At 43.1% G+C, this 25434-nt stretch carries 17 protein-coding genes; 1 reads left to right on the top strand and 16 read right to left on the bottom strand.

What is annotated here, in order from left to right:
* Positions 1 to 97: 97 nt before the first annotated feature.
* From EAH55_RS19055 to EAH55_RS19130, 16 genes are all read right to left on the bottom strand, one after another.
* Positions 98 to 541, bottom strand: coding sequence for a hypothetical protein (locus EAH55_RS19055; protein ID WP_121811052.1), 444 nt, complete (start codon positions 539 to 541; stop codon positions 98 to 100).
* Positions 538 to 4242 carry a DUF6443 domain-containing protein gene (locus tag EAH55_RS19060; RefSeq protein ID WP_121811053.1) on the bottom strand — a complete coding sequence of 1235 codons (3705 nt, stop codon included), beginning with the start codon at positions 4240 to 4242 and terminating at the stop codon, positions 538 to 540. Before EAH55_RS19060 ends, EAH55_RS19055 begins: the two co-directional genes overlap by 4 nt.
* Before the next feature lie 23 nt (positions 4243 to 4265).
* Positions 4266 to 5072 carry a hypothetical protein gene (locus EAH55_RS19065; RefSeq protein ID WP_121811054.1) on the bottom strand — a complete coding sequence of 269 codons (807 nt, stop codon included), beginning with the start codon at positions 5070 to 5072 and terminating at the stop codon, positions 4266 to 4268.
* A 15-nt stretch (positions 5073 to 5087) separates the two neighbouring features.
* A complete protein-coding gene (locus EAH55_RS19070) occupies positions 5088 to 8837 on the bottom strand; it encodes an RHS repeat domain-containing protein (RefSeq protein WP_121811055.1) in 3750 nt (1249 codons plus the stop codon).
* Between the two features lie 1253 nt (positions 8838 to 10090).
* The gene (locus tag EAH55_RS19075; RefSeq protein WP_121811717.1) at positions 10091 to 10942 is read right to left on the bottom strand and encodes an SDR family oxidoreductase; all 852 of its coding nucleotides are present in this window, start codon (positions 10940 to 10942) and stop codon (positions 10091 to 10093) included.
* Positions 10943 to 11008: 66 nt separating this feature from the next.
* On the bottom strand, positions 11009 to 11785 hold the full coding sequence (locus tag EAH55_RS19080) for an enoyl-CoA hydratase/isomerase family protein (RefSeq protein WP_121811056.1): 777 nt from the start codon (positions 11783 to 11785) through the stop codon (positions 11009 to 11011).
* 8 nt (positions 11786 to 11793) lie between these two features.
* Positions 11794 to 13608, bottom strand: coding sequence for an AMP-dependent synthetase/ligase (locus EAH55_RS19085; RefSeq protein ID WP_121811057.1), 1815 nt, complete (start codon positions 13606 to 13608; stop codon positions 11794 to 11796).
* Positions 13609 to 13641: 33 nt separating this feature from the next.
* Complete coding sequence (locus tag EAH55_RS19090; RefSeq protein ID WP_121811058.1) at positions 13642 to 14817, bottom strand: acetyl-CoA C-acyltransferase; 1176 nt, start codon at positions 14815 to 14817, stop codon at positions 13642 to 13644.
* Positions 14818 to 14845: 28 nt separating this feature from the next.
* Positions 14846 to 17227, bottom strand: a complete 2382-nt coding sequence (locus EAH55_RS19095) for a 3-hydroxyacyl-CoA dehydrogenase/enoyl-CoA hydratase family protein (protein ID WP_121811059.1) — start codon at positions 17225 to 17227, stop codon at positions 14846 to 14848.
* Positions 17228 to 17258: 31 nt separating this feature from the next.
* A complete protein-coding gene (locus tag EAH55_RS19100; RefSeq protein ID WP_121811060.1) occupies positions 17259 to 17711 on the bottom strand; it encodes a DUF2147 domain-containing protein in 453 nt (150 codons plus the stop codon).
* A 249-nt stretch (positions 17712 to 17960) separates the two neighbouring features.
* Positions 17961 to 18230, bottom strand: a complete 270-nt coding sequence (locus EAH55_RS19105) for an acyl-CoA-binding protein (protein ID WP_121811061.1) — start codon at positions 18228 to 18230, stop codon at positions 17961 to 17963.
* A 93-nt stretch (positions 18231 to 18323) separates the two neighbouring features.
* Positions 18324 to 18767 carry an acyl-CoA thioesterase gene (locus tag EAH55_RS19110; RefSeq protein ID WP_121811062.1) on the bottom strand — a complete coding sequence of 148 codons (444 nt, stop codon included), beginning with the start codon at positions 18765 to 18767 and terminating at the stop codon, positions 18324 to 18326.
* A 13-nt stretch (positions 18768 to 18780) separates the two neighbouring features.
* Positions 18781 to 19758 (bottom strand): electron transfer flavoprotein subunit alpha/FixB family protein, encoded by a 978-nt coding sequence (locus EAH55_RS19115; RefSeq protein ID WP_121811063.1) that lies wholly within the window; start codon positions 19756 to 19758, stop codon positions 18781 to 18783.
* A gap of 247 nt (positions 19759 to 20005) precedes the next feature.
* Entirely contained in the window at positions 20006 to 20749 is a 744-nt protein-coding gene (locus EAH55_RS19120; protein WP_121811718.1) for an electron transfer flavoprotein subunit beta/FixA family protein, read from the bottom strand.
* A gap of 216 nt (positions 20750 to 20965) precedes the next feature.
* Entirely contained in the window at positions 20966 to 22762 is a 1797-nt protein-coding gene (locus EAH55_RS19125; RefSeq protein WP_121811064.1) for an acyl-CoA dehydrogenase family protein, read from the bottom strand.
* A 334-nt stretch (positions 22763 to 23096) separates the two neighbouring features.
* Positions 23097 to 23984, bottom strand: a complete 888-nt coding sequence (locus EAH55_RS19130) for a helix-turn-helix domain-containing protein (RefSeq protein ID WP_121811065.1) — start codon at positions 23982 to 23984, stop codon at positions 23097 to 23099.
* 219 nt (positions 23985 to 24203) lie between these two features.
* Here EAH55_RS19130 and EAH55_RS19135 point away from each other — a divergent pair, with 219 nt between their 5' ends.
* The gene (locus EAH55_RS19135; RefSeq protein ID WP_121811066.1) at positions 24204 to 25427 is read left to right on the top strand and encodes an OmpP1/FadL family transporter; all 1224 of its coding nucleotides are present in this window, start codon (positions 24204 to 24206) and stop codon (positions 25425 to 25427) included.
* The last annotated feature ends 7 nt before the right edge of the window (positions 25428 to 25434 follow it).

The following is a 25434-nucleotide window of genomic DNA, read 5'->3' on the forward strand; positions in this document are numbered from 1 at the left end:
TCTTTGCAACACGTCAGCGCTCTCCAGCATTCAGATTACCAATTCATGAATCTCGCAACCAATCGAAATGTTATGCTAAAAACAGCCTGGAACATTATTATTTTTTATTTTCACCAATAAATTTGATATTATAGGGGTCTGCAATAATGCTTAAAAAACCTTCGTGCCGTTCTTTTTGTTTTTTATAATAATAAGTAACCGTAGCTTTATTTGAATTAACAGATACAATGTCGCCGGGACTAATGCCATCTGGAATAGAAGTATACAATTCAGCATCGACTCCGGAAATTCTGTAAGGATATTCCTCTGTCGGGTTGGCCTTGGAAAAATTAGATAAATTCGCTTTTTTTAGTTTCAGGAAAATAATTCCAAAAGAATGATTATTTGAAGTTCGAATACTTACGACCTCACCGCTAAATTCGACACCATTATGTAGTTTTTTCTCTTCTTCCTTGTTAAGTTTATCATCATCTTTGTGTAAAAACAAAACTATTCCGATAAATAAAACTAAAAGGAATATATATCTAATGTACCTCATCATTTTAATAATTTATTATATGTCGCTGTAGCTACCGAAGATGGTATAGGGGCAGCAAGATTACTTATTCTATCCAAAAGGCCACGCTGATTTGTTGGTATAATATCATTTAAAAGTATACTATTGGACAGTGAAACGTTTGCCGAGCCTATATTCACGGCAGCCCCCACTCCTACGCTCAAACCAATCGAAATACCATGCCAAGTCTTATCACCGAGATCAAACTTACCTCCGGAAAATTCGCTGATACTGATGCCGCCCCCAACTATCCCTTTTATATCTGCAGATGCGCCTCTGGACATAAACATTCCAGACCAGCTACTAGGATTAATAGGCTGTTTATCATTATTATATGCTAAGAAAACACTTATACTAGCACTAGCAGAAATATCCGCTTGAACTCCTCCTGAAATTGTTTCATGTCCACCAGCATACACATAATTATATCCACTATATTTTTTATCGGTAAAATTCACCACTGAAACATCACCTCCTCCATGTATGCCAATCGCAGCGGACGCTCCAACATCTCCGGAAATGGTATAACCAAAAGCAAATCGTCCAGGATCAACTTTTCCTAACCCTATATCAATCGAACGATTTGACTTAAGCGCAATTGGTACATTAAATACCTTATCTTCTCCTGCAGTTTTAATTCGAAGTTCTTTTTTATCAACTCCACGAAATATTATATCCAATGGGCCCATTCCATCAGGATCGGTGAACCGGACAGGAGCATCGAAAGCATAATTATACGGAGAATGTCTCGTCATTTTCTCTGCTAACGGGTCATTGCTTGTAAATCTGCCTATTACGGGGTCATAGAATCTTGCGCCATAATCGTATTGATCTGTCAGATCTGTCTGTATCTCTTTGCCATTGTAAAGATAACGGTTACCATTGGAATAGTTATATCCTCCAGGTGTTCGCAAACCGAAGCAGTAGTATTCATCCTCCTGGATCCTTCTCGCTGTACTTGAAGAGGGATCTTTATCAAACGACAAGCGTACGTCACCCAGGTGGTCTGTTAGGTTATAGTTATAATTCCATGAACTGCCATTCGGTACCGCACGCCCTTCCTCCGTTTGGATGAAAGCTATCGTCTCTGTCGCAGTGGAGGTCCCGTTGTAGATGATACCGTTAATATAATCCCATCTGTCATTGCTTCCCGCATTGCTCAGTTTCTGTCCTGTATAGTCATAAACATAGCTGGCCAGCGTTGTGCCGCCCTGCATTACTGTTTGCGGAAGGTTGAGCAAGTTGTAGGCAATCGTTTTACTCCCACCATCGCTCGTTGCGTTCCCGTTTGGATCATACGTATAGCTTCGGAATGCAGCCCCCCCGTTGGTTACCGTTTGCAGTTGGTTGCTGGCATTGCTATTATAGTAACTGTATGTCAGTGTCGCAGGGCTAAGACCCGTACGTGCAAGTGTTAGTATATTGCCCATCTGGTCATAGCTCAGTTGCTCCCCCATAGTACTTCCTCCTGTCGAGGCCCCGCTCAATAATCTGTTCAACTGATCATAACCATATTTGAACACCACATTCGGATTAAGTGATTTCGTGTAGGTCATTTCCGAGATATTACCGTTATACTGATTGCTGAACGTGTTGTCTGTAGGCTTATTATAATACAGGTTTTCACTGAATAACCCTGCCTCGGAGGACTGCAGCCAGCCCCGCTCATTATACCGATAACTTATCGTCTGGAGGAAGGAGTTTCCGCCGTTTTCGCTGTGCAACCCCTTGCTCTTTAACTGACCGATCTCGTTGTAGTCCAGCTTGCTCAATATCACATAAGCAGGCGAAGTGTTGCTTCCATTCCAGATCGATTCCTGTGTTTGTATTTTACGGTTCATGTGGTCATATAGAAACGTATCTCTCACAGTTACTGATGGAATTGTTGTGTTAGCAAGGGTGAAATGCTGTCGCGTTGTTTTAGTCACGTTATTGTCGAAGTCATACTTATTCTCGATCACGTCGTAATTATTAAAATTTGCAACAGCGGTGGTGCCGCCCAAATAATGTTCCGTATAGGTGCGAAGCGAACGTCCAAGGTCATCATAATAAAACACCTTATACAATACCGCAGCGCTACCTGTCACCCATGTCTTGGTGCAGGTCAGCAATCCGTTCGTCCTGGCGCTTGCCGATGCCCGGTAGTCATAAGCTACAGGCAGGGAAGTGAAATCTCCAAAGGTATAATCATCATAGTAATTCACTGTCAAGGTGCCCTGAAAACCGGTTATCGGCCAGGCTGTATTTGTTGGGTAACCACCCGATGGCCGGCTCTCCCATAATGCACCGCTAAAGCCGGTCACCACCGCCTGAACCCCGCTACGGGTTATCGTCGTACCACCGTTGTTCCAGGTCCCCGTCCACAACACACGTCCAAGCGCATCGTACTTCATAAAAGTCCATTGATTCGTCAAGCGCTGGTTGCCATCCTGGGTAGCTACAACCTGGTCAAGTTTGTTATATACGGTATATTCCCAATCCTTTCCCGGCAGTCTTTTCTGTACGAGCCGGTTACGGTCGTCATACTGGTACTGATAGCACAGGTTGTTCAGGCTGCTTAAATTACCCGCGCTGGTAATACCCGCGTCGGCACCGCTCTTCGGCGGCAGCACAAAGGCAAGGTTCCCAAGATCATCATATACATAATAAGTGGATAATTGCTGTAATGCTCCGCCACTGAACAGGAACTTCCGTTTCAGCACCACATGGCCGGTCTTATCTTTGTATTCCTCGGTAGTACCGCCCCGGCCGCTTTTCCAGTTCTCATCCTTGTTGACCGTTATATACAGTTGCCCTGCCTGATAATAATTACCTGCTGTATTCCCATAGGTCAGACTGCGGCTTTGGTCTCCGTTGATATCTGCCTTATAAAAGATCACCTTTCTGCTCAACGCGGTATCGGTTCCGCTAAAATCATTAAGATTGTTCGTTGTATATTCCAGCTTAGCCGTATGCCCGGCTGATGGCTGCCAGTCCACACCTGGCGCACCTTGTTCTGTTACCCGGTTCAACGGCGAAGGCTCGAAATTCGTTAATGACCAAGGAGCCGGATTATAAACTACACCATTGGTTTGCTGGCTTCCGGATGCAGCGGTACCACCTGGATAATAGAAATTAGTCGGTCCCGTTGTTACCCCATCAGTCTTATAACTTCCGTCAGCTGTAGTAGCCGAATAGGGCAGGTATTTCTGCGCTTCACGTCCATAGCCATCATAAGCAAAAGGCTGAACAACATCCCTCGCTGAAGGAGAGCCTTTTACCTGCACCGTTTGTAGCGGCCTTCCCAGCCCGTCAAAATACTGCACCGTTTGCATCAGCTCACAGGTACCCCGGCCCGCAAAATCTCCGGTGTTTGCCCCGTTACCTGTGTTTTTGAAGCCGCTTATTCGTGGAACTGATGTCAGGATATAGTTCTGATTTGCATTGAATGACGAGTTCAGCGATTGGCAATCGGGATTAGCTATATACAGGTTCAGGGAGCTGCCAGAGGCTGCCGTAAAGCTGAAGGTTGGGCTTAAGGTAATGCTGCTGTAACTGTAATAGGAGCCAGCTGCCGGCGTTCCGGTCATTGGGGACGTTACCAGCGTTTGCGCGTTTGAGAGAATGGTGGAAACTAAAAGAAACAATGATAAAAACATCCGTAAAATTATTGTACGGCAGCGATAAGTCTGGCTATCTATCAGCATAAGTTGATGCAATAAAGGTTTGGTTATTTTTTCCGCGGGCGATGAATTTGCTTACCCTTCAGATCGTTGATCTGTTGCTGCAATGAGGCCAGCAGCTTGTCTTTTTCCTTGTCCTTCCGTTCGTTCTCTATAGCATACAAGGTAAGTTCTTCTACTTTTTTCATCAACAATTTGTTCATCTCGCTGACATCAAGCCCATTCTTTACCATTTCCTTCTCAGAGGGGATCTCAGGTAAATGTTGGTTTTGATCGATATAGGTTTTGACCTCCGATAATAACGGCAGTCGGTAATCTTTTTTAAACACATAATCACCCCAGCCATTGAGGTCTATCAATACAGATTTGGAATGAATAGTGCCGTTAACATCGAGTCTATTCTGAGGATGCGATATGCCTATACCCACATTCCCATTATATAGGATACGCATCGCTTCGGTATTATTATTGGTATTGAAGCCGATACTTCCTCCCGTTGTGCTCCCGCCCCTAAAAAAATTAATGGAGCTGTTGACTTGTGCGTAAAAGCTATGCTCTATAGCAAAACTTTTGACATCTATCGTATTGGTGATCGTGCCGCTAAGCTGTGTATTGTAGCCCCTAACCCCGAGAAAAGTCCCACCGCCTCCTTCTGCCAAACGGGCCATAATTATGGACAAATCGCCCGAATTCAATATTTTCCCAATATCTACCAGCGCCTGAGGATTGCTCGTCCCAATTCCGATACTGCCGGTATTGCTATTATAAATATTCGCGCCATTGCTAGCCCATTGCGCAAAAAGGGAATTCGCAGTAAAAACAAAAAAAATTGTGATTAAAGTCAGTTTTTTCATATATATTTTATTGAATTATTGTCCCTGATAATGGTAGTCGAAATGTTTAACGATATTACCATCCTTGTCTTTGATGTTTTTCAAGCGCAGCAATCCATCATACTCATAATAGGAAGTCAGGTTTTTCGCATCTGTTACACTGGTCATCCCGATCAGCGGATCATAAGTATAAGAATTCATCTGAGCGTCGGCCGGGTAAATTCTGATATCGTCATAAGCACTGCCTCCTGTGAGTGCATATGAACTGCCCGAATAAGGAACAGCATCCTTGAGCAGCCATAGACCGTTGCTGTAATACCAGTAGCTGATCACATAGTTCCTGCTGTTTGGCCTTGTCCAGTTTACCGTATAACTACCGTTATAAAATCGCCTGCCAGTGTGCCCGGTACCGATAATTACGTTCGTTACCATGCTCTCCTCGAAACCTTCGTAGTAAAACTCTGCGCTGGTGGCGTTCTTTATCTCCGCTATTGGATACAAATTATTATACCCCCAATGATAGCTTAGTTTAACCCCGTTCGACCTTGAAAGAGTGAGGAAATTCCCTTTACTATCATAAGCATCAAATACCGTTGCTGCGTAGGCAGTTCCGCTGCCCACTTTGACCATTTGCCTTACTGGCAGAACTACTGCAGTATCTGCCCATTGCTGGTAGTTTGATCCCTTTAATTCTAAGAATGACGAATTTTTAAACTCTGATTGCTCTATAACAGGGCTAAGAATGTGCCGCAGAAGCATATGGTTATATGCATTGGCAGAACTTGAATCGACCGGATATTTGTAAGTTGTCAGTAAAATATCATTCGAACTATTGAAACGTTGGGTCGTCGTTTTTTGATAGAGGTTCGGTGTTTTTTCATACAAGTAGTTTTCGGTTTCTGTCACACCTGTTCCGCCATCATACAAGGTAGTTGTTAGGCTTTTTAATTTATCAAATCCCGTATAATGATAAAAATGGGGAACCTGAGTATATGGGTGACTTCCACAGGGCTGTCGGTATGGAGGCCCCATATAATTGTAATTAGGAGAGGTATAATCATCTACACCGTAGTACCATACAAGATCGCACGGCGGCTGAAGATTATTACTATCCCATGGAAATAAGCCGTTCGAAATATAATCACTGTTATAATCCACAAAATCCGGTGCAATATTGTTTGTCACGGCAGTGTTTCTGGGATATTGCAAATATTGGGAACTGACCAGGTTTGTATTTACTTCATCAACCGCATCTTCTACACCAAAATCGCCAAGATGCGGCGACTTTTCGTAGTATGTGTAATTTTCAGATTTTAGCACGTTCGAACCTTTGTAAATCTGCCTGGATAGCAGCTTTCCCCGGGTCCAGTCTGTTGCTTCGTAGATACCTTGGTAAAGAAATGCATAATATTGGCTAAATGAGGGGTCTCCAAAGGAGAAATGTGATATAGTTTTTAAGTTGTTCTGTGAATTGTTTATATCCACCAGCGATTCGGTTACATATTCATAACCGGCATATGAGCCAAGTGTTGTTTCCAGGGGCTGCGATGATTGTGATCCTAATAAAATGGAGTACTTATTAGTTATGGTGCTGGTTTGACTTCCGGAAGTCCCTTTAACACCTCCATATCTTTGATATCTGATCTGGCGATAGTTTGGTAATGACACTGTTCTTCCGGATGTGAGGTTTGGTATGGTTGCTTGAGTCGGATCAACATAATCGTAATGCTTCACGGTAGCGAGAGTACCGTCGGCTAAGTAACTGTTGATGTCTTTTACACGTAAGCCCCCTACATTAATCATCATTTTTGTTGTATCAATTTCACGATAGTTAATCTTGAAATTGAGCGTGTAGGGCTGGTTTAGTTGAGCTGCCTGAAAAGTTCCTGTATAAGTCAACATTACTTTTAGTCTGTAATTCGGGCCGAGGTTCACGCCACTGCCCAGCTTGAGGAAATCATTATTTGACAGTGTAAAAACACCATCAGAGGGATGTGAGTTGTATTGTTGAATTGTTACCCATTGCGTCCCGTTAAATGTTTCCAGTGCGCATATCGCATTATCGTTTGCCGCAGTTAGCTGCTGTTCATTCGCGGCTGCCCCAAAATTGGTCGAACAATTCCAACCGTAACCATCAAACAAGAAACCTGCATTCTTTATAGTAAAATACTTATAATAGTATCTCGTTCCCGTCGGGCTGATCGAATCCGTATTTAGATTAGATTGTAAACGGGTGTTGCCATTCAAATTGATCTCAATGCTTTTGTTTACAATATTGTCATCCTGATAGTAATTTAATAGTCCTTTTGGAAGACCGGCAGCTTTAGCAGTATTGTTTTCATACACTAATTCTGTTTTTCCACCTTCGGGATAAGTTATACTTTTAAGCGTGAATGCGTTGCTGACATTTGGATTTATTCTTCTGTCCCCGCCTTTGAAGGTCTGGGGGAATGTCGGAATGAATTTCGGTATTAAGCCATAATATGCACCATCGTTTGCGATGCCATTGTAAAAACCATAATGATCTTGCGAAGTACTTAGTTTAGAGGGCATTGTTGAAGCAGTGTAATAGTCAAACTTATAGTTTTGAACTACCGAGCCATCGCTGTCAAGAACGGCAACACTGGTAAGTTTCAACCGCTTGTAACGCTGTGCATCGGGAATCATCTGCGCAGCGCCCGTGGCGCCCCATTGCTGTACAAGAATATCATTTGCATCGCCATAAAAATAATCGTAGCTCAAACGGATGTTTTTAACCACTTTTCCTTGATTATCAATAACCTGAATTGCCGTAAGTGGCCCCATGCTTCCGGCAGGAAGGTCATCCCGGGTCCCTGTGGTAAAATTGATCGTTCCACCAGGAAAATTGATGCTTGATAACTGCGAATCATAATAACCGTATTGTGTTAGTCGTGCCGTCGGATCATTACTATTATCCGGTTGAAAAGCATATGCCCCGTTAACGTCGCTGGTCAACTGGTTGATATTATAAACTACACTTTGATCTTTAAATTTATTAGCATAGTATTGCTTTTGTTGATAATTATAAGTGATACTATCGTTAAAAACATTCTTAATCGTTTTAATAAGCCAAGCTCCTGTGGCGTAACTGCTATAATTACCAGGCATAAGTTCCGTTGTAGTTCCATCCCTGCCAAAATCGATAGATGTCCCATCCGGCAGCTTCATATTCCATGAATAAAACCGATTGACAACGCCGAGGTTGTTGGGACTGCTTTCAAAATTCTTTACGCTGATGTCTTCCTTGGGAAATAAAACAAATTTGCGGTTCTGCTGATTAAACAAAAACTTCCCCGAATAGGATAAGGCTGAATAATAAAAAATATCGGGCATATAGTCATTTCCACCATTCTTGGCCGAATTCAGCGATTCCGCCCTATTCTGACTCGTATTATTTGACGTAAAAAAATCATTTATTGAAGTTGATACCATAAATGATCTTTCGTCGGGAAGCCCTCGGACAACCCTTGAAATTTGTCCTCCGTAGCTCAAAGACCATCCCAATCCTACCCAGGTAGCCTCCTGGTCAACACGGATTCCCCCAGCATGATAATTTAAGCTGATGGGAACAGAAACACCATTCATGGCAATAGTATAAAGTGGGATATTTATATCAGGTACACCTGAGTATAACGATACCGGTGTTTCCAAATTCCTGTTGAAAGCGGTTAATTCCGGTGTATGAATAGATACTCCTGTTGGCAGGGTTTGCGCAGATATTTTGATTGAATAAAGAAGTATGGAAAAAAATATAATTTTCTTCATAAAAAATGTGAATAGGGACAGGAATTTATTTTGAAGCAAATTCTTGTTTTGTTAATAACGCCTTATAGGATTGCTTCTGATAGTTATATCTACTAATGATGCTGGGCTGTAAACGTAAATTTAAAGTTGGATAATATCTCCTTGGTCGAAATGATATGATTCCGGTTTTCCGCTCAAATGCGACTAATAAAAACCAACCATATTAGAGTTTAGTAGTTGTGGATACGACCCCAACTTTACCGATGTTAACGAAGTATTTTGCATGTGATAAGCTAAGTTTATTTCTGCTTCAAAGTAATAGAATATTTTTTATCCATCAAAATATCTGAATATTAAATTTATTTAGTGATTGAGAATTAAGCATCGTGCATATTAATATGGTTAAATACTTGTGGTCTTAACGAAGCACTTCAGTCGGAACTTATTAACTTTTGCTACCAGAATTCGCCTTATCGTATTTCAGCAAAATCCTCTCTGCAACCATCTTTAGCTTTTCTAAATATTGATATTTATGTCTTTCGCCTTGTGTAGACTCAAACTTTTCAAGGTTAGATTTACTACAGAAGCACCCTTTGGCGTGAGGAATCACTTGTACTTGCATTCAAATTGAGTCTCAATCAACTCATTGGATATTTTATCATCATATAATAAGTGTTTAGATAAAGTTAGCTCTGCTCTGCAAAATATTTACATTTGACTATAAAAAAATAATTAGCCACTTTGACGGACGTTTCGACTACCTGTTTAGTTAGAAAAGTCTGCTTCATATATTAATTTGATATCACAGATTGATTTTAGTAAATTTGAACATAGCATTTGCAGCTAATCTTTAAAATATAAAAGTGGTGAGTAAATCGGTGAGCGGAAGATGAAAACCCTTTAAATATCGAATTAAAGCAGAAAATAGGTAGTGATACCAATCATTAACTTTTTACCTAAATATTAAAACTAATATTGTATATCCATCATTAGATTTTTAATAAAATCGCTTTCGTTTTTTTTGAAAACAGAAGTTTCGTATATTTGAAGTACAACGATTTATGGCCAAATACACTCTTGTACAAATCGTTGAATGATCTTTTAAAAGCTTATAACATACTATAATTTAAGAACTTACAAGAGAAGCTCGATTCCCGTTCTGAGTACAAAAGCCCTGATACATGCCTGTATCGGGGCTTTTTATTTTTAATACTTCTGCGATAATTGTGGAGCAAACTCCGTCGCGATAATTAAGACGAACATCAAGTTCACTCCTATGCCGACCGCGTAGCTTTTTCAATATTATCCCACATTTCGTCCGGTATAGCTTCAAGGCCGCTAAACTGACCGGCCCCCTGCAGCCACTCCCCGCCATCGATAGTAATTACTTCTCCGTTGATATATCCTGAAAAATCAGATATTAAAAAGGCGGCCAGGTTTGCCAGCTCCTGGTGTTCCCCTACCCGTTTAAGCGGAACCCTGTTTTTAAAATCGAACTTCTGGGCCATATCTCCGGGCAATAATCTTTCCCAGGCCCCTTTGGTAGGAAACGGCCCCGGCGCAATGGCGTTGGCTCGGATACCATGCCTGCCCCATTCAACTGCTAAAGACCTTGTCATGGCCAGTACACCACCCTTAGCGCAAGCCGAGGGCACAACATAAGCCGAACCTGTAAAGGCATAAGTGGTAATAATATTCAATATAGTACCGGGCATTTTCTCCCTAATCCAATATTTACCCAAGGCCAGCGAACAATTGGCCGAACCTTTTAAAACGATATCAATGATGGCTGAAAATGCATTTGCTGATAAACGCTCAGTGGGCGAAATGAAATTACCTGCTGCATTATTCAACAGTGCGTCAACCTGTCCAAACTCTTCAACGGCTTGTTGCAGCATCTTTTCAACTTCATCATATTTCCGCACATCGCAGGCTATTGGCAGTACCTTACCACCGGTTTCTGCCTTCATTTCAGAAGCTGTTTGCTGCAGTACTTCTAATTTACGGCTTGTGATTACCAGGTTAGCGCCTAAATGCAAAAAGTAAGTCCCCATTGCCTTGCCCAAACCTGTTCCTCCCCCGGTTACAATAATGGTTTTACCTTTCAGGGCATCGTCCCTTAACATTCCGCTGTTTTTTGCAGGATTATGGTTTGCTGAATCATTTAAAGTTGTAGGATCGGTCATCGTCAATTATTTAACAGCTGTATTTTTTGATTTTAAATTCTGGATCATCATCTGCAAGCCTTGCCGGGTTTCAGTCGCCCACCATTGCTTCAGCATTTTATTTAGTGTCTCGGTTTGGTCGGCCTCTAATTTACCTGTCAACTCCTTTCGTAAATTTAATTTGCTTTCAGTCCAGGTAACAGGGTTCAGTTTCATATAAGCCGTTACCTTCTCTGTTGCCGCGTTCATTAACTTATCCGGTGAAACAACTGCGTCGATAAGCCCGGCTTCCAAAGCTTCATTTACCTGGAGCAGCTTACCCTCCATCAAATATTGATAAGCCTTACGCTGACCAAGCCAAAAGGCATATAAATTAAAAACACTATCAGGAACGATAATTCCAACCGGTACCTCATTTAACCCTATGATAAATGCACCCTCTGCCATTATCCGGTAATCGCAGCAAATAGCTAATACACAGCCCCCGGCAGGACTGTGCCCGCTTATGGCGGCCACTATTGGCTTCCTGAAAGTTGCTAACGTATTTTGCAGGGCTAAAAAGTCTATCCAGAATTGGCGACTTTGCTCTTCGTTGTAATCATAAGCCTCAATCAGATCAATCCCTGATGAGAAAAAGCCTTCCTTTCCGGTTAAAATAACACCGCCCACGTTGTCATCACTCTCCAGTGTTTTTATACAGGCATCAAGCTCTTTAACCATTTCATGATTAATGGCATTTGACCGGCCCCGGTTTAGCAAAATTGTAACCAGCCTACCCTGTATTATTGTTTGAAATGTATTCATCCAGTTAATCAGTTTACAAGAGTGGGATCCTCGCTCACTTCGCAGGGATACATTTTATCTATTTCGGCTTTGTATTTTTCGGTGATCACCTTCCGTTTCATTTTCCCGGTTGGTGTAAGTTCTCCGCTGTCTATCGACCATTCGTTGGGAAGTAAGGATATCTTCTTCACCTGTTCAACATGGTTAAATTCGGGATTATAGTTATCGATAATTGATTGATACAGTTTGATCACCCTTGCATCTTTAACCAATTCATTTTTGGATGAAAAAGTGATGCCATTTTCCTTACACCAGGGGTTTAAGTGCGTGTAAGACGGTACGATCAATGCTGCAACAAATTTCCTTTCTGATCCAACAATCATCATCTGCTCAATAAAATAGTTTTCCTTCATTTTATTTTCGATGGGTAACGGGGCTACATATTTACCGCCCGAGGTTTTAAAGATCTCTTTTTTACGGTCAGTTATTTTCAGGAATGAATCTTTATCCAGCTCACCTATATCGCCGGTGTGGAACCATCCGTCTTCCAATACATCTGCAGTAAGTTCAGGATTTTTATAATACCCCAACATAACATTGGGGCCTTTACAAAGGATCTCGCCATCAGGCGCTATCTTCACCTGCACACCACTCAGCAAGCGGCCTACGGTGCCAAATTTTCTGTCACTTTTCTGATAGCAGTTAACAGCAATTACCGGCGAGGTTTCGGTAAGCCCGTAACCTTCCATGATAACAATATTGGCGGCAGTAAAAATTTTCTCGAGCTTAATGGGGCAGGCTGAACTGCCAACCACTATGGCATTTATATTTCCGCCAATGGCATCGCGCCATTTACTGTAAACCAATTTATCAGCTATGGCCAGTTTGATCTTATACCACAGGCTGGTATTATGAATTTCATACGCTTCGGCCACTCTTACCGACCAGAAAAAGATCTTCCTTTTAATACCGGTCAGCTTTTGGCCCTGCACCATAATTTTCTCAAACACCTTTTCGAGCAAGCGGGGCACAGCGGTAAAAAGGGAAGGTTTTACCTCTTTCATATTTGCGCCTATGGTATCCATGCTTTCTGCATAGTAAATAGAAAAACCGTAGTAGAGATAAACGTATGTACACATCTTTTCAAAAATGTGGTTGAGCGGTAAAAAGCTCAAAACACGTTTTTCTTTCAGCGGGATGCGGGTAAGAATATCGCCGGATGCCATTGCATTGGTCATGATATTTTTATGCGTAAGCATTACCCCTTTAGGCCGGCCGGTGGTACCCGATGTATAAATGATAGTTGCCACATCATCCTCGATGATCTGATCGGTTATTTGCTGTATTTTTTGCAGAGCGCCATCTTTTAAGGGCTTAAGCAATGTTACCCAATGATTACAACCCTCAATGCTATCGAAAGTAAAAATGGCTTTTAGTGAGGGGATATTTAAATCTACCTCTTTAACCTTATCGCATAAATCTTTACTGCTTACAAATACATATTTAACCTCAGCTTCGTTCAGGATCTGTTCAATTTCCTTAGTACCGGTATTAGGGTAAAGCGGCACTAATATGGCACCCGTTTGCTGCACTGCCAGATCGGTTATTATCCATTCGGGCCGGCCGTTGCTTATCAGCCCTATTTTATCACGACCTTCGGTAGTGCCGTCACCACCCGAAACTCCCAGATCCAGCAAAACCGCCGTTAGCTGGTTAATCATCGTATGCACTTCTTCGGTGCTGTAAGATCTCCATGAACCACTCTCCTTTGCATTCAAAAAATCCGCCTTAGGCTCTTTAGCCTGAGCAGTCATGCAATCAAACAATCTTGTCGCCTTTTCCATGTTTGCAGCAATTATTTAGATAATGGTAATTTCCTATAACAGTTCAAATACACCTGCAGCGCCCTGCCCGGTGCCCACGCACATGGTAACCATACCATACTTTTTTTCCCGTCTTTTCAATTCGTTAAAAAGCTGAACAGAAAGTTTGGCCCCGGTGCAGCCAAGCGGGTGACCAAGCGATATTGCGCCGCCGTTTACATTTACAATTTCGGGGTTAAGCTCCAATCCCTTTATTATTGCCAACGATTGTGAAGCAAAGGCTTCATTCAGTTCTATCAGCTCAATATCCTGCTGCTTCATCCCGGCCATTTTTAACACTTTGGGGATTGCTACAAGCGGACCAATCCCCATGATCCGGGGCGGCACACCTGCAACGGCATAATTAATTAGCCGGGCAATGGGTTTAAGGTTATTCTGTTTCAGAAAGCGTTCGCTAACCACCATCACAAAGGCAGCCCCATCACTGGTTTGCGACGAGTTGCCCGCAGTTACCACACCTTTTGCATCAAACACAGGTTTAAGCTTAGCCAATGCGTCAATTGAGGTATCGCTGCGCGGACCTTCATCTGTATCTACCTTAAATTCTCGTTTCTTTTTTTTGCCGCTCTCATCTACATAGGTTTCCACAATGTTTACCGGTGCTATTTCATCTTTAAATTTGCCTTCCTTAATGGCAATGATGGCTTTTTGGTGGGAATTATAAGCGAACTGGTCCTGCTCTTCGCGACTGATGTGATATTCCCTCGCAACAGCTTCGGCGGTGAGGCCCATGCCCCAATAATAATCAGGATGGGCAAGGGCAATATCGGCGTTTGGAACAATGCGCCAGCCCCCCATTGGGATCAGGCTCATGCTTTCCACACCGCCGGCAATAATGCAATCGGCAATGCCGCTGTGTATTTTTGCTGATGCGATGGCAATTGTTTCCAAACCCGACGAACAATAGCGGTTTACCGTCATGCCGGGTACTTTATCGGTATCAAGTGCCATTAATGAAATCAGGCGGGCAACATTCAATCCCTGTTCAGCTTCCGGTGTAGCATTGCCTACTATCACATCGTCTATCTGTTCTTTATCCACGTTAGGCACTGATGCCAGCAGATGCCTGATTACATCCGCTGCAAGCGTATCCGGACGGGTAAACCTGAACCCGCCCCGGGTAGCTTTTCCAACAGCACTGCGGCTGGCTGCCACTATATATGCGTTCATTTTATTGAGATTTTATACTTATTGAAATTTAGTTCCTTAATACTTTTCCGCCAGTTAAAATGGATTGGATCCGCTCGAGCGTTTTCTTTTCAGTGCAAAGCGAAAGAAATGCTTCACGCTCCAATCCGAGCAAATATTCTTCGCTCACCATTGAAGGTTGGGACAGATCGCCCCCGGAAAGTACATAGGCCAGTTTCTGCGAGATCTTCACATCATGCTCGCTGATGTAATTGCCGCTATACATAGAATTGGCACCCACGTAGCCCAGGCCCAGGGCCTGTTTGCCCAGTACCCTGATATCGCCACGCGGAATAGGCTGCACGTACCCTTCGTTAGCCATCTGCAGGCATTGTTGTTTGGCTTCGGCAAGTAACCTTTCTCGTGATACCACGACAACGTCCCTTCCCTTTTTGAGGTAGCCAAACTCAAAAGCCTCATAAGCCGAAGTAGATACTTTAGCCTGGCCGATGGTTAAAAAACGATCACGGAAATTATTGAGCTCTACATCTCCTTCCTGGAGTTCGTCTGACAGACGCAGGGCAAATTCCTTCGTCCCTCCGCCTCCCGGTATCAAGCCAACGCCAAACTCAACAAGGCCCATATACAGTTCGGCATGTGCTACCACCTTATCGGCATGCAGGCACATTTCGCAGCCACCACCCAGGGCCATTTGATGAGGCGCTATTACAACCGGTACAGATGAATAACGGATCCGCATCATCGTATTCTGAAAGGCTTTGATCACCATATTCAACTCGTCAAACTCCTGCTCAACGGCCATCATGAATATCATGCCTACGTTAGCCCCCGCACTAAAATTTGCCCCCTCGTTTGATATAACGAGACCCCGGTAATTTGCTTCGGCAAGGGTAATTGCTTTATTTATACCTTCAATCACCTCGCCGCCTATCGTATTCATTTTGGTATGAAATTCAAGGTTCAGGATGCCATCGCCGATATCGGTAATGGTAGTACCGCTGTTTTTCCAAACTGTATTGGTTTCACGGATATTATTGAGCAGAATAAGTCCTTCCGTACCAGGAATTATCTTGTAGCTTTTCGATGGGATATCATAGTACAATCGTTTGCCATCCTCTACTTTATAGAAGCTTCTTGCACCGGCCGTTAGCATATCATATACCCATTGAGCGGGTTTATGCCCTGCAACTTCCATAGCTTTTACCGTATCCTCAAGGCCAAGCGCATCCCATTTTTCAAAGGGGCCCAGTTCCCAGCCAAAGCCTGCATTGGTAGCAGCATCTATTTTATAAAGTTCGTCGGCTATTTCAGGGATGCGGTTACTGGCATAGGCAAATAACTGGTAAAAGGTGGCCCGGTAAAAATCGCCGGCCTTGTCTTTTGCGGCAACCAGGATTTTAAGCCTATCCCGGAGATTATCAACCGCTTTTGTAGTTTCAAGCGAAGGAAATTTTACTTTTTGGGAAGGTTTGTACTCAAGCGATTTCAGGTCAAGCGCGTAAAACTGGTTTCCTCCTTCACCTTTTTCTTTTTTGTAGAACCCCTGACCTGTTTTACTGCCCAGCCAGTTATTTTTCACCATTCCATCTACAAATTCAGGAACCTTGAATAACTCCCTGGCCTCATCGCCGGGCGCGTTTTTGTAAAGGCCGTTGGCAACGTGCACCATGGTATCCAAACCCACCACATCATTGGTACGGAATGTGGCCGATTTAGGGTGGCCTATTACCGGCCCTGTGAGCTTATCAACCTCTTCAACGGTCATACCAGTCTGCTCCACATAATGCAAAACACTCATAATGCTGAAAACCCCGATGCGGTTGCCGATAAATGCCGGCGTATCTTTTGCTAATACGGTGGTTTTTCCAAGGTATTTTGCTCCGTACTCCATCAAAAAGTCAACAACACTTGCCAGCGTATCTTTTGTTGGAATGATTTCCAGTAGTTTTAAATACCGCGGCGGATTAAAGAAATGGCTGCCGCAAAAATGTTTTTTAAAATCATCGCTCCTGCCCTCGGCCATTAAATGTATCGGGATGCCGGATGTATTTGAAGTGATCAGCGTTCCGGGCTTGCGGTATTTTTCTACCGTTTCAAACACCTGCTGTTTTATATCCAACCGTTCAACCACCACTTCTATCACCCAATCACAATCAGCAATTTTGGGCATATCACCTTCAAAATTTCCGGTTGTGATACGCTTTGCGAATGATTTAAGGTAGATGGGTGAAGGGTTTGATTTTAAAGCAAAGTCAAGCGCATCGTTCACAATTTTGTTCCGCGCTTTCTTATCTGCCGGAGGGGCATCCTTAGGTACAATATCAAGCAACAGTACTTGTACGCCGATATTTGCAAAATGGCAGGCGATGCGACTGCCCATTACTCCCGACCCTAATACTGCAACCTTTTTTATAATTCGTTTAGCATCCATTAGTATCTGCTTGTTTTATTAATTATTTAATTTATTCTGCCCGCGACCAGGTAGTTGTACGCCCGAAAAGTGAAATGCCGATGTATCCGCGGATATCAAGAGTTTCGCCTTTGTAGGTCATTTTGCAGGAATATGTTTTACCGTTATTGGGATCGTAGATTGTTCCGCCAGAATATTTATTATCACCATCTTTTACAAAATCGGCCAATACAGGCAGGCCTAACCTCGGTCTTGAGCGCAGCTTTTCATCGGTATTCATTTCATCAACCTTAGGCTTCCCGTTTTTTAAGGGCTCCTTAAGCCATACCACTTTGCCGTAAAACTTGCCGTTGCTTTCTTTAGTGATCTGGATTTTGGCACTTTTTACATCATTGTACCATAAGCCTTCAATTTTATCGGTTTGCGCTTTTGCGTTGATACTTACAGCTACAATAGTTAGCAGGATTAATGCAAAACGGACGAAATGTTTTTTTGATGCTGACATTGCCTTAGGTGTTTTTTATAATTAAAACAGCTCTTTTACGGGCGTATAAATGCGTTTTAAGTTTTACCAGGAGTGATACCCGGCATTAACTAAAACCCATTTAAAAAAGAGACAGAGTAGAATTATAAAATGGTTTAATAATTTTAGTCCCGGTAATTGCCGGTTGGTTTATAATAACAAATATCTATTTCTGCGGCGCTTTATAAAGGTCTAAACGGCGGAAACATTTGTCAATATTTCGGATTAAAGCTAATTGGTTTTATTTGATAACTGCGCTACCAGATTGATATATTGCTGCATGGCATCATCTGCTGAAGTTCCTTGCAATTTTAACCATGCATCATACTTTGCTTTAGCCACAAAATCAAACATACCGGGAGGGTTTCCTGTATTTATATCACCTTCCGTTGCTTGTTTATATAAACTGTACAGGCGTAATAATGTTTCATTATCTGGCTTTGAGGGCAGTTCTCTACTCTCTTTAACAGCACTTTGAAAGGCGTCTTTCAGGTTGGTCATACTTAAATTATTAGAAAGTTAAAAGCGGAAGGCATAAAGCTTAAAGCTGCTGAGCTACTAATCGTTTCAGTTGATTATTACAGGTAAATCTCATCAGGCAGGATTGCCCTCTTCAACATAATCGCTGCTGCGGGGTGCTTTCATAAACATCTCGCTTAACTCCGCAGGTAATATGGCGAGTTTACGCTTTTCCATATCTATCCATGAACCCTCGGCATTTACGATAGCAGCTTTAACACCATCGCTCCGGTATAGTTCATGCCTGATTGCCCAGCGCGAACCATCAGGCCGGGACCTGATGAGTTCGCAGGTTACCCTGATCTGCTCGTTGATCCCTATTTCTCGCAGGTAAATCATCTCTTCCCTGAATAATACCGGCCCTATTTTGTATTCATAAAGAGTGGGCAGTTTTAAACCCAGTCTTTCCAGCATAATTATGCGGGCCTGAGCTGCAAAATCTGCATAAGCAGAATGCCGCATATGCTGGTTCGAGTCTATCTGTGACCATAGCACCTGTCCTTCATAAAAAAACTCCATAGCTCTGATTATTTTATTGATGATGTTCCTTAAACTTTTTAACAGCTGCTGTTAGCCGTGGCAAAATTTCCAATGCGTCGCCAACTACGCCATAATTGGCAGCTTTAAAAAATGGGGCCTCCGGGTCTTTGTTGATCACAACAATAGTTTTTGAACCATTTACTCCTGCCAGATGCTGTATAGCTCCCGAGATCCCAACGGCGATATACAAATTAGGGCGAATGGTGCCGCCTGTTTGGCCCACATGTTCGTGATGCGGTCGCCAATGAGAATCGGCCACCGGGCGCGAACATGCTGTGGCAGCACCCAGTTCTTTTGCCAGGTCCTCCAGAATACCCCAGTTTTCGGGGCCTTTTAATCCACGACCACCCGAAACAACCAGTTCGGCATCAGCAAGCGGAACCTCGCCGGTTACTTTGTTTACCGATTTAATTTTTACACTAAAATTCTTTTCGCTAAAGCTTACCTCCAGTTGTTCAACAACCGCCTTACCCTCCAGCTTTTCAACCGGGAAGGTATTAGGCATCAGCATAATTACCTTTACCTCACTTAAAATATTTACATACGCAAATGCTTTACCCGAAAACACTGCTTTTTTAATCACAAAGCCTTTTTCTGTATCAGGGTACGAGAGCGCACCGGCTACAAGGCCTGCTTTTAGTTTTACAGCTACCCGAGGTGCCACCGCCCTACCCTTAATGTCATGAAGAGTCACAATCACTTTGCTATCCTCCTTTTGTGCTGCGGCTATCAATGCACCGGCATACGCACCGGAATGCAGGTCGTTCAAACGGCTATCGGCAACGTGCAGCACCTTTTGGGCGCCATACTGGCCAAGGCCTTCCATTTCTGTAGCGGCCACACTGCCTAAAGCAAGGGCAGTTACTGTGGTACCCATTTTTTTGGCTATCTGCGCGGCATATTGCACTGCTTCAAAGCTTTGTTTTTTTATAATTCCGCCGGTATGTTCTACTAATACTATTACAGACATTTTTTATTTTTTTTAGTTGAGACGCTCCAGTGTGCACACCATAGGTGTTCGGAAGATGCAGATCAATTGTAAATGTTAAAAAGCTATGTCATTGCGAGGAGGAACGACGAAGCAATCTCGTAGCTATGCAGATCGGACATGCATTGGCTACGAGATTGCCGCGCTACGCTCGCAATGACATATTTTTTAGAGGCAATTTCATTTTTCGAACATCTGTGGTGCGCACACCGGATAATAAATATGATCATTAAATAACTTTGGCCTCCGTATGCAACAGCTCTACCAATTCATCCAGATTGTCGGGGCTTACCAGTTTAATACCTGTCTTGGCCGGCGGCAATTCATAAGAAAGCATTTCGGTTACTGCCGTTATTGTTGATGGTGTGATAACTTTTAACGGACGGGTGCGGGCAGCCATTATACCGCGCATATTGGGAATCCGGGCTTCGGCCACACCTTTTTGGCAGGAAATAACCAAGGGCAAATTACAGGCGTCTGTTTCTTCACCACCTTCTATTTCACGCGTTACCACAGCAGTGTCAGCCTCGACCTGGATACCGGTTGCAAAACCAATGTAATCGATGTCCAGCAATTCGGCCAGCATAGCGCCTGTAGTACCGTTATTGTAATCGATAGATTCTTTGCCGCATAAGATAAGGTCATAACCCGCTCCGGCAGCATACTCTGCTATATAATGCGCTATTTCATAGGGGTCGTTACTATCTGCATCGATGCGAATGGCTTCATCACCACCCAACGCCAATGCTTTCCTGATCACGGGCTCCACATCGGCTTTACCCACAGTTACGAGGTGGACATCGGTGGCTATGCCGCTTTCTTTTAATTCGATAGCCCTGATCAATGCATACCATTCATCGTACGGGTTGATTACCCAGGTAACGCCATCACTACTGACCGAGGTATTATTATTTTTCAATACAATTTTAGTGCTCGTATCGGGCACCTGGCTTATGCACACTAATATTCTCATTATCAGCTTTTCGTTTTTTAGGTTGATATTATTTAAGGGAAATGAAAGTCCCATGCCCATTACCGTTAACATGAGGAGTAAAAGCGCGGGCTTGTGCGATTCCCCTCTTGAGAGGGGTGGAGGGGTGTGTTTCTGCTTTGATAAACTTGTTGGAGAAACACACCCCTGCTGCCGCTCGTTCCTTCGCACCCCCTCTCAAGAGGGGATTTTAAAAAACTAAAAGCAATATTTATTTTCAACAATCAGTTTTGCTGCAATATTTCTGCGTGCCTGGGTGGTATTAATATCCTCTGTTTTGGTGAAGCGCTTAAGTCCCATCAACATCATCCGTTTTTCATCGCCCTCGGCAAATGAGTTTAGCGCTTCCCTGCCCATTTTTGCAATGCGTTCTGCGGCATCATTGATATATACGCGCATCATATCCAGTTGCTCTTTGCAGGCATCTTCGCCCCTCAAACCAACCAATTTCTCCACCCTCAATTGAAGCGATTCGCTTACATAAAGTTCTATCAGCATATCGGCCAGGTTCATCAATACTTCCTGCTCTTTACCCAATTGCGTCATCAATTTTTGAACAGCCGCTCCGGCAACCAGCAATATGGCCTTTTTAAAATTGGCTATATATTTCTTTTCTTTAGTAAACAAGCCATCTTCTTCAGCAGCGCCAAAATCAGGAATGCTTACCAGTTCGCCGGCTACCTTCTGGGCCGGTCCCATAAGGTCAAGCTCACCTTTCATGGCGCGTTTCAGCATCATATCAACGGTTAACAACCGGTTGATTTCATTGGTGCCTTCAAAGATGCGGTTGATCCTTGAATCGCGGTATGACCTATCCATTGGAGCCTCTGCACTATAGCCCATACCACCGTAAATCTGTACACCTTCATCAGTTACATAATCCAAAACCTCTGAAGCATGTACTTTAAGTATTGCGGCTTCTATGGCAAATTGCTCAGTCCCCTTCAACTTTGCTTTGTTTTCATCAAGGCCCGATGCGATTAACATTTCTGTAGCCTCTTCCATATTTTGGCTGGCCCTGTACACCGCCGATTCGGCAGCGTAAGTACGGATGGCCTGTTCGGCCAGTTTATATTTTATAGCCCCATATTTGGAAATAGCCCGCCCAAACTGTTCCCGTTCGTTGGCATAGCGTACAGATGAGGTGATCACATCCTTACTTGCGCCAACGGTTCCGCCGCCTAATTTGATACGACCGAGGTTTAGAATATTAACGGCAATCTTAAATCCGTTCTGACGCTCGGAAAGCAGGTTTTCAACCGGCACCTTGCAATCATTAAAAAACACCTGTCGGGTTGAGCTTCCCTTAATACCCATTTTATGTTCTTCCGTATTTAACGAAAGTCCCTCAAAATCTTTTTCGACAATAAACGCGCTTAGGTTTTCATCATCATCAATTTTGGCAAAAACGGTAAACACATCAGCAAAACCCGCATTGGTGATCCACATTTTTTGACCTGTAATAAGATAATGTTTACCATCGGCAGAGAGCTTTGCCCTGGTTTTACCCGAATTGGCATCCGAGCCTGCGGCTGGTTCTGTAAGGCAATATGCCCCCTTCCACTCGCCACTTGCCAGTTTGGGGATATATTTTTGTTTTTGAGCATCGTTGCCATAGTATAATATTGGCATAGTGCCTATACCCGTATGTGCCGAAAAAGCAACGGAAAATGAGTGACCGGCCCCTAATTTTTCCGTAACCAGCATGGCCGTTTTAAAATCCTTACCGAAACCACCATATTCTTCAGGTACGGATATGCCTAACAATCCCAATGCGCCGGCCTCATCCATTAAATGACGCATTAATCCCTCCTCCTGCTCATCAATACGCTGCAAATTTGGTGTCACCTGCTGTGCAAGAAAATTGGTACATGTTTCAGCGATCATCAACTGTTCTTCATTCCATTCTTCAGGAATAAAAATGCTGTCCGCGGAAGTTTCCCTGATCAAAAACTCGCCTCCTTTTATGGCTTTCATCGGTTCTGTGGCATTCATAAAGTTTTATTGGTTTATAATCAGGAGTAAAATTAGAGGCATTATTAAACCAAAGAAAGGGCAGCAATGCGGAGATATTAGTCAAAAAGTCGGAAATGATTGAGGGGAAGGATGGGGTGTGGGGATATTGGTAGAAGTATTTGGGGAAAACAAAAAAGAGCGGGGGAAATGTGCGATTCCCTCCCTCGGGAGGGGTTTGTTCGTTTGAAATGCTGCATAAACCCCTCCCTGCAACTACACAATCCCAACGCTCCCCCCAAGGAGGGAATTAAAAACTCCTTCGTACGCCTATGGTGATTAAACAGACCACAGGATGAACCTCGTAACTACCAGATCAATGCGCAGATATTGCCCTGTAATCGGATGGCGACATACCAGTGTGTTTCTTAAAATATTTGCCAAACGAAGATTGATCGGGGAAATGGATACTCTCGGCAGCCCGGGCAATGCTTATTTCATGATTTCTCAGCAATACCTTGGCTTCCAGAATCACGGCATCATCTATCCATTCGCCGGCAGTTCTTCCGGTTACGTCCTTAATGGTTTCTGTTAAATGCTTTGAGGAGACGTAAAGCGCATCGGCATAATACTGCACGTTGCGGTGTTCTTTATAATGATGGAAAACCAGGGCCTGGAAAAGTACATTCAGCTCTTGTTTCCTGGTTTGCTTGCCTTTTATGATGATATGCTGCTTTTCGTAAATAGCCTGGATCTCATAAAGCAACGTCATTAAAATACTCCTTGATATTTCAACATGATATGGATGTCCTTCACGTGTCAGTTTTTGCCTGATCAATAAATAGATCTCCAGTATCATTTTGGCATCGGCATTATCCGGATAGATCACTGGGATAGATGCACTGTTAAAATAACTGAACGATTCAAGAAAATGACTATTAACGCTGTTTTCGATCAAAAAAGCTTTACTGAATACAACAAACCGGCATAAAAAATCGGGGCTGCTATTGTATATTCTTAAAACATGAAAAGGGGTTGCCAGCAGCATGGCATCCGGGTGAGCATCGTAAATTTGCAGGTTTACTTCAACCTTGGCAGTTCCCCGTGTACAAATGCCGATGATATAACCATCCGAACGATAGGGATATTCGCTCAGGCTTAATAGCTGCTTTTCATCAACAACAAAAAAATCGGCACCGGCCAGCTTATCTGCATATAGATCTGCAAATTTCGACAGGCTTAACTGTCCAACCTTATTATTCATATAGTGTAGATATTATAATTCAGTTACTGCATTTATTAAAAAAGACGGTTATAAGGCAATTTTTCTTATCTGATATTAAAAATAAGTTTTATCCGACTTTTTGACTAATATCTCCGCATTATAGCCCTTTTTTTCTTTTCAATCCAAACTAATTTTATCCCTGATAGTTTCAAATTGTAACCTAAAAGCAATTTCCTGTCGCCAACCAATTATAATCTTATGAGAAAAATTCTACTCCTGGTGCTTACCATAGCACCGCTATTAGCTTATTCCCAGGGTTTCCAGGTTAACCTGGAAGGGCAAAAGCAAATAGGTATGGGCCATACCGGTACGGGCATTGTACAGGATGGCGCTTCCGTATTTTTTAACCCAGGTGCAGTGGCTATGCTCCCCGAAAATTACATACAGGGAGGAATAAGCCCTCTATTATTCAAATCTGTTTTCAACCCGGCCGGAACATCAATTCAAAACCACACTTCAAATAAAGTGGCAACTCCATTTCAAGCTTATGCAGTATGGGGGCCAAAATCTTCATTCTGGAAACTGGGTATTGGTGTTTATACTCCCTTTGGCGGTTTAACCGACTGGGGAAACACCTGGCAGGGTAAATACGTGCTGGAAAGCCTTAATCTGAAAGCCATTTATATTCAGCCTACGCTGAGTGTAAAATTGGCCGATTGGATGAGTATTGGCGGAGGATTTGTTTACAACCGCGGCAGTGTTGACCTGACACGGGCCATCCCGCTGGCAAATAGCAATGGCGATGTTGGCCAGGCCCGGTTAAAGGGTAGCGGCAAAGGTTACGGATGGAATGCGGGCGTTTACTTTAAAACGGAAGCGGGTATCACCATTGGAATCACGCACCGCTCGCAGGTAAATACTACGATTCCGGCCGGCGATGCCATTTTTACTGTACCTGCATCATTACAAAGCAGTTTTCCGCAGCCCAATACTTTTAGATCAACCATACCATTGCCTGCTACTAATTCTATCGGCTTCGGATTTTATCCGGGCAGTAAATGGATTTTGGCGCTGGATGTTAACCTCGTAAACTGGGATAGCTATAAAACATTATCATTTGATTATAAAACCAACACAGCAGTATTACAGGATACTAAGTCTGCCCGAAATTACCAGCAGGCGTATAGTTTACGCGGAGGCGCTCAGTACAAGGCAAATGATAAACTTGCCCTACGTTTTGGCGGCGGCTATGCCAGCACCGCCGTTTTGGATGGCTATGTAACTCCCGAAGCTCCAGATGCCAACCGGGTTTACGGCACCCTTGGTTTAGGTTATACCGTTGCTAAACACCTTGATATAGATATTTCCTTTGAGTATGAGCACCTGATGCAGCGTACCCAAACTAATTTCGAATCGCAGTTATCCGGAACATTTAAAACCGATGTATATATACCAGGTATCTCATTAGCCTATCATTGGTAATCTTTTA

This window comes from Mucilaginibacter kameinonensis (genome assembly GCF_003675385.1).
Classification (GTDB): Bacteria; Bacteroidota; Bacteroidia; order Sphingobacteriales; family Sphingobacteriaceae; genus Mucilaginibacter; species Mucilaginibacter kameinonensis.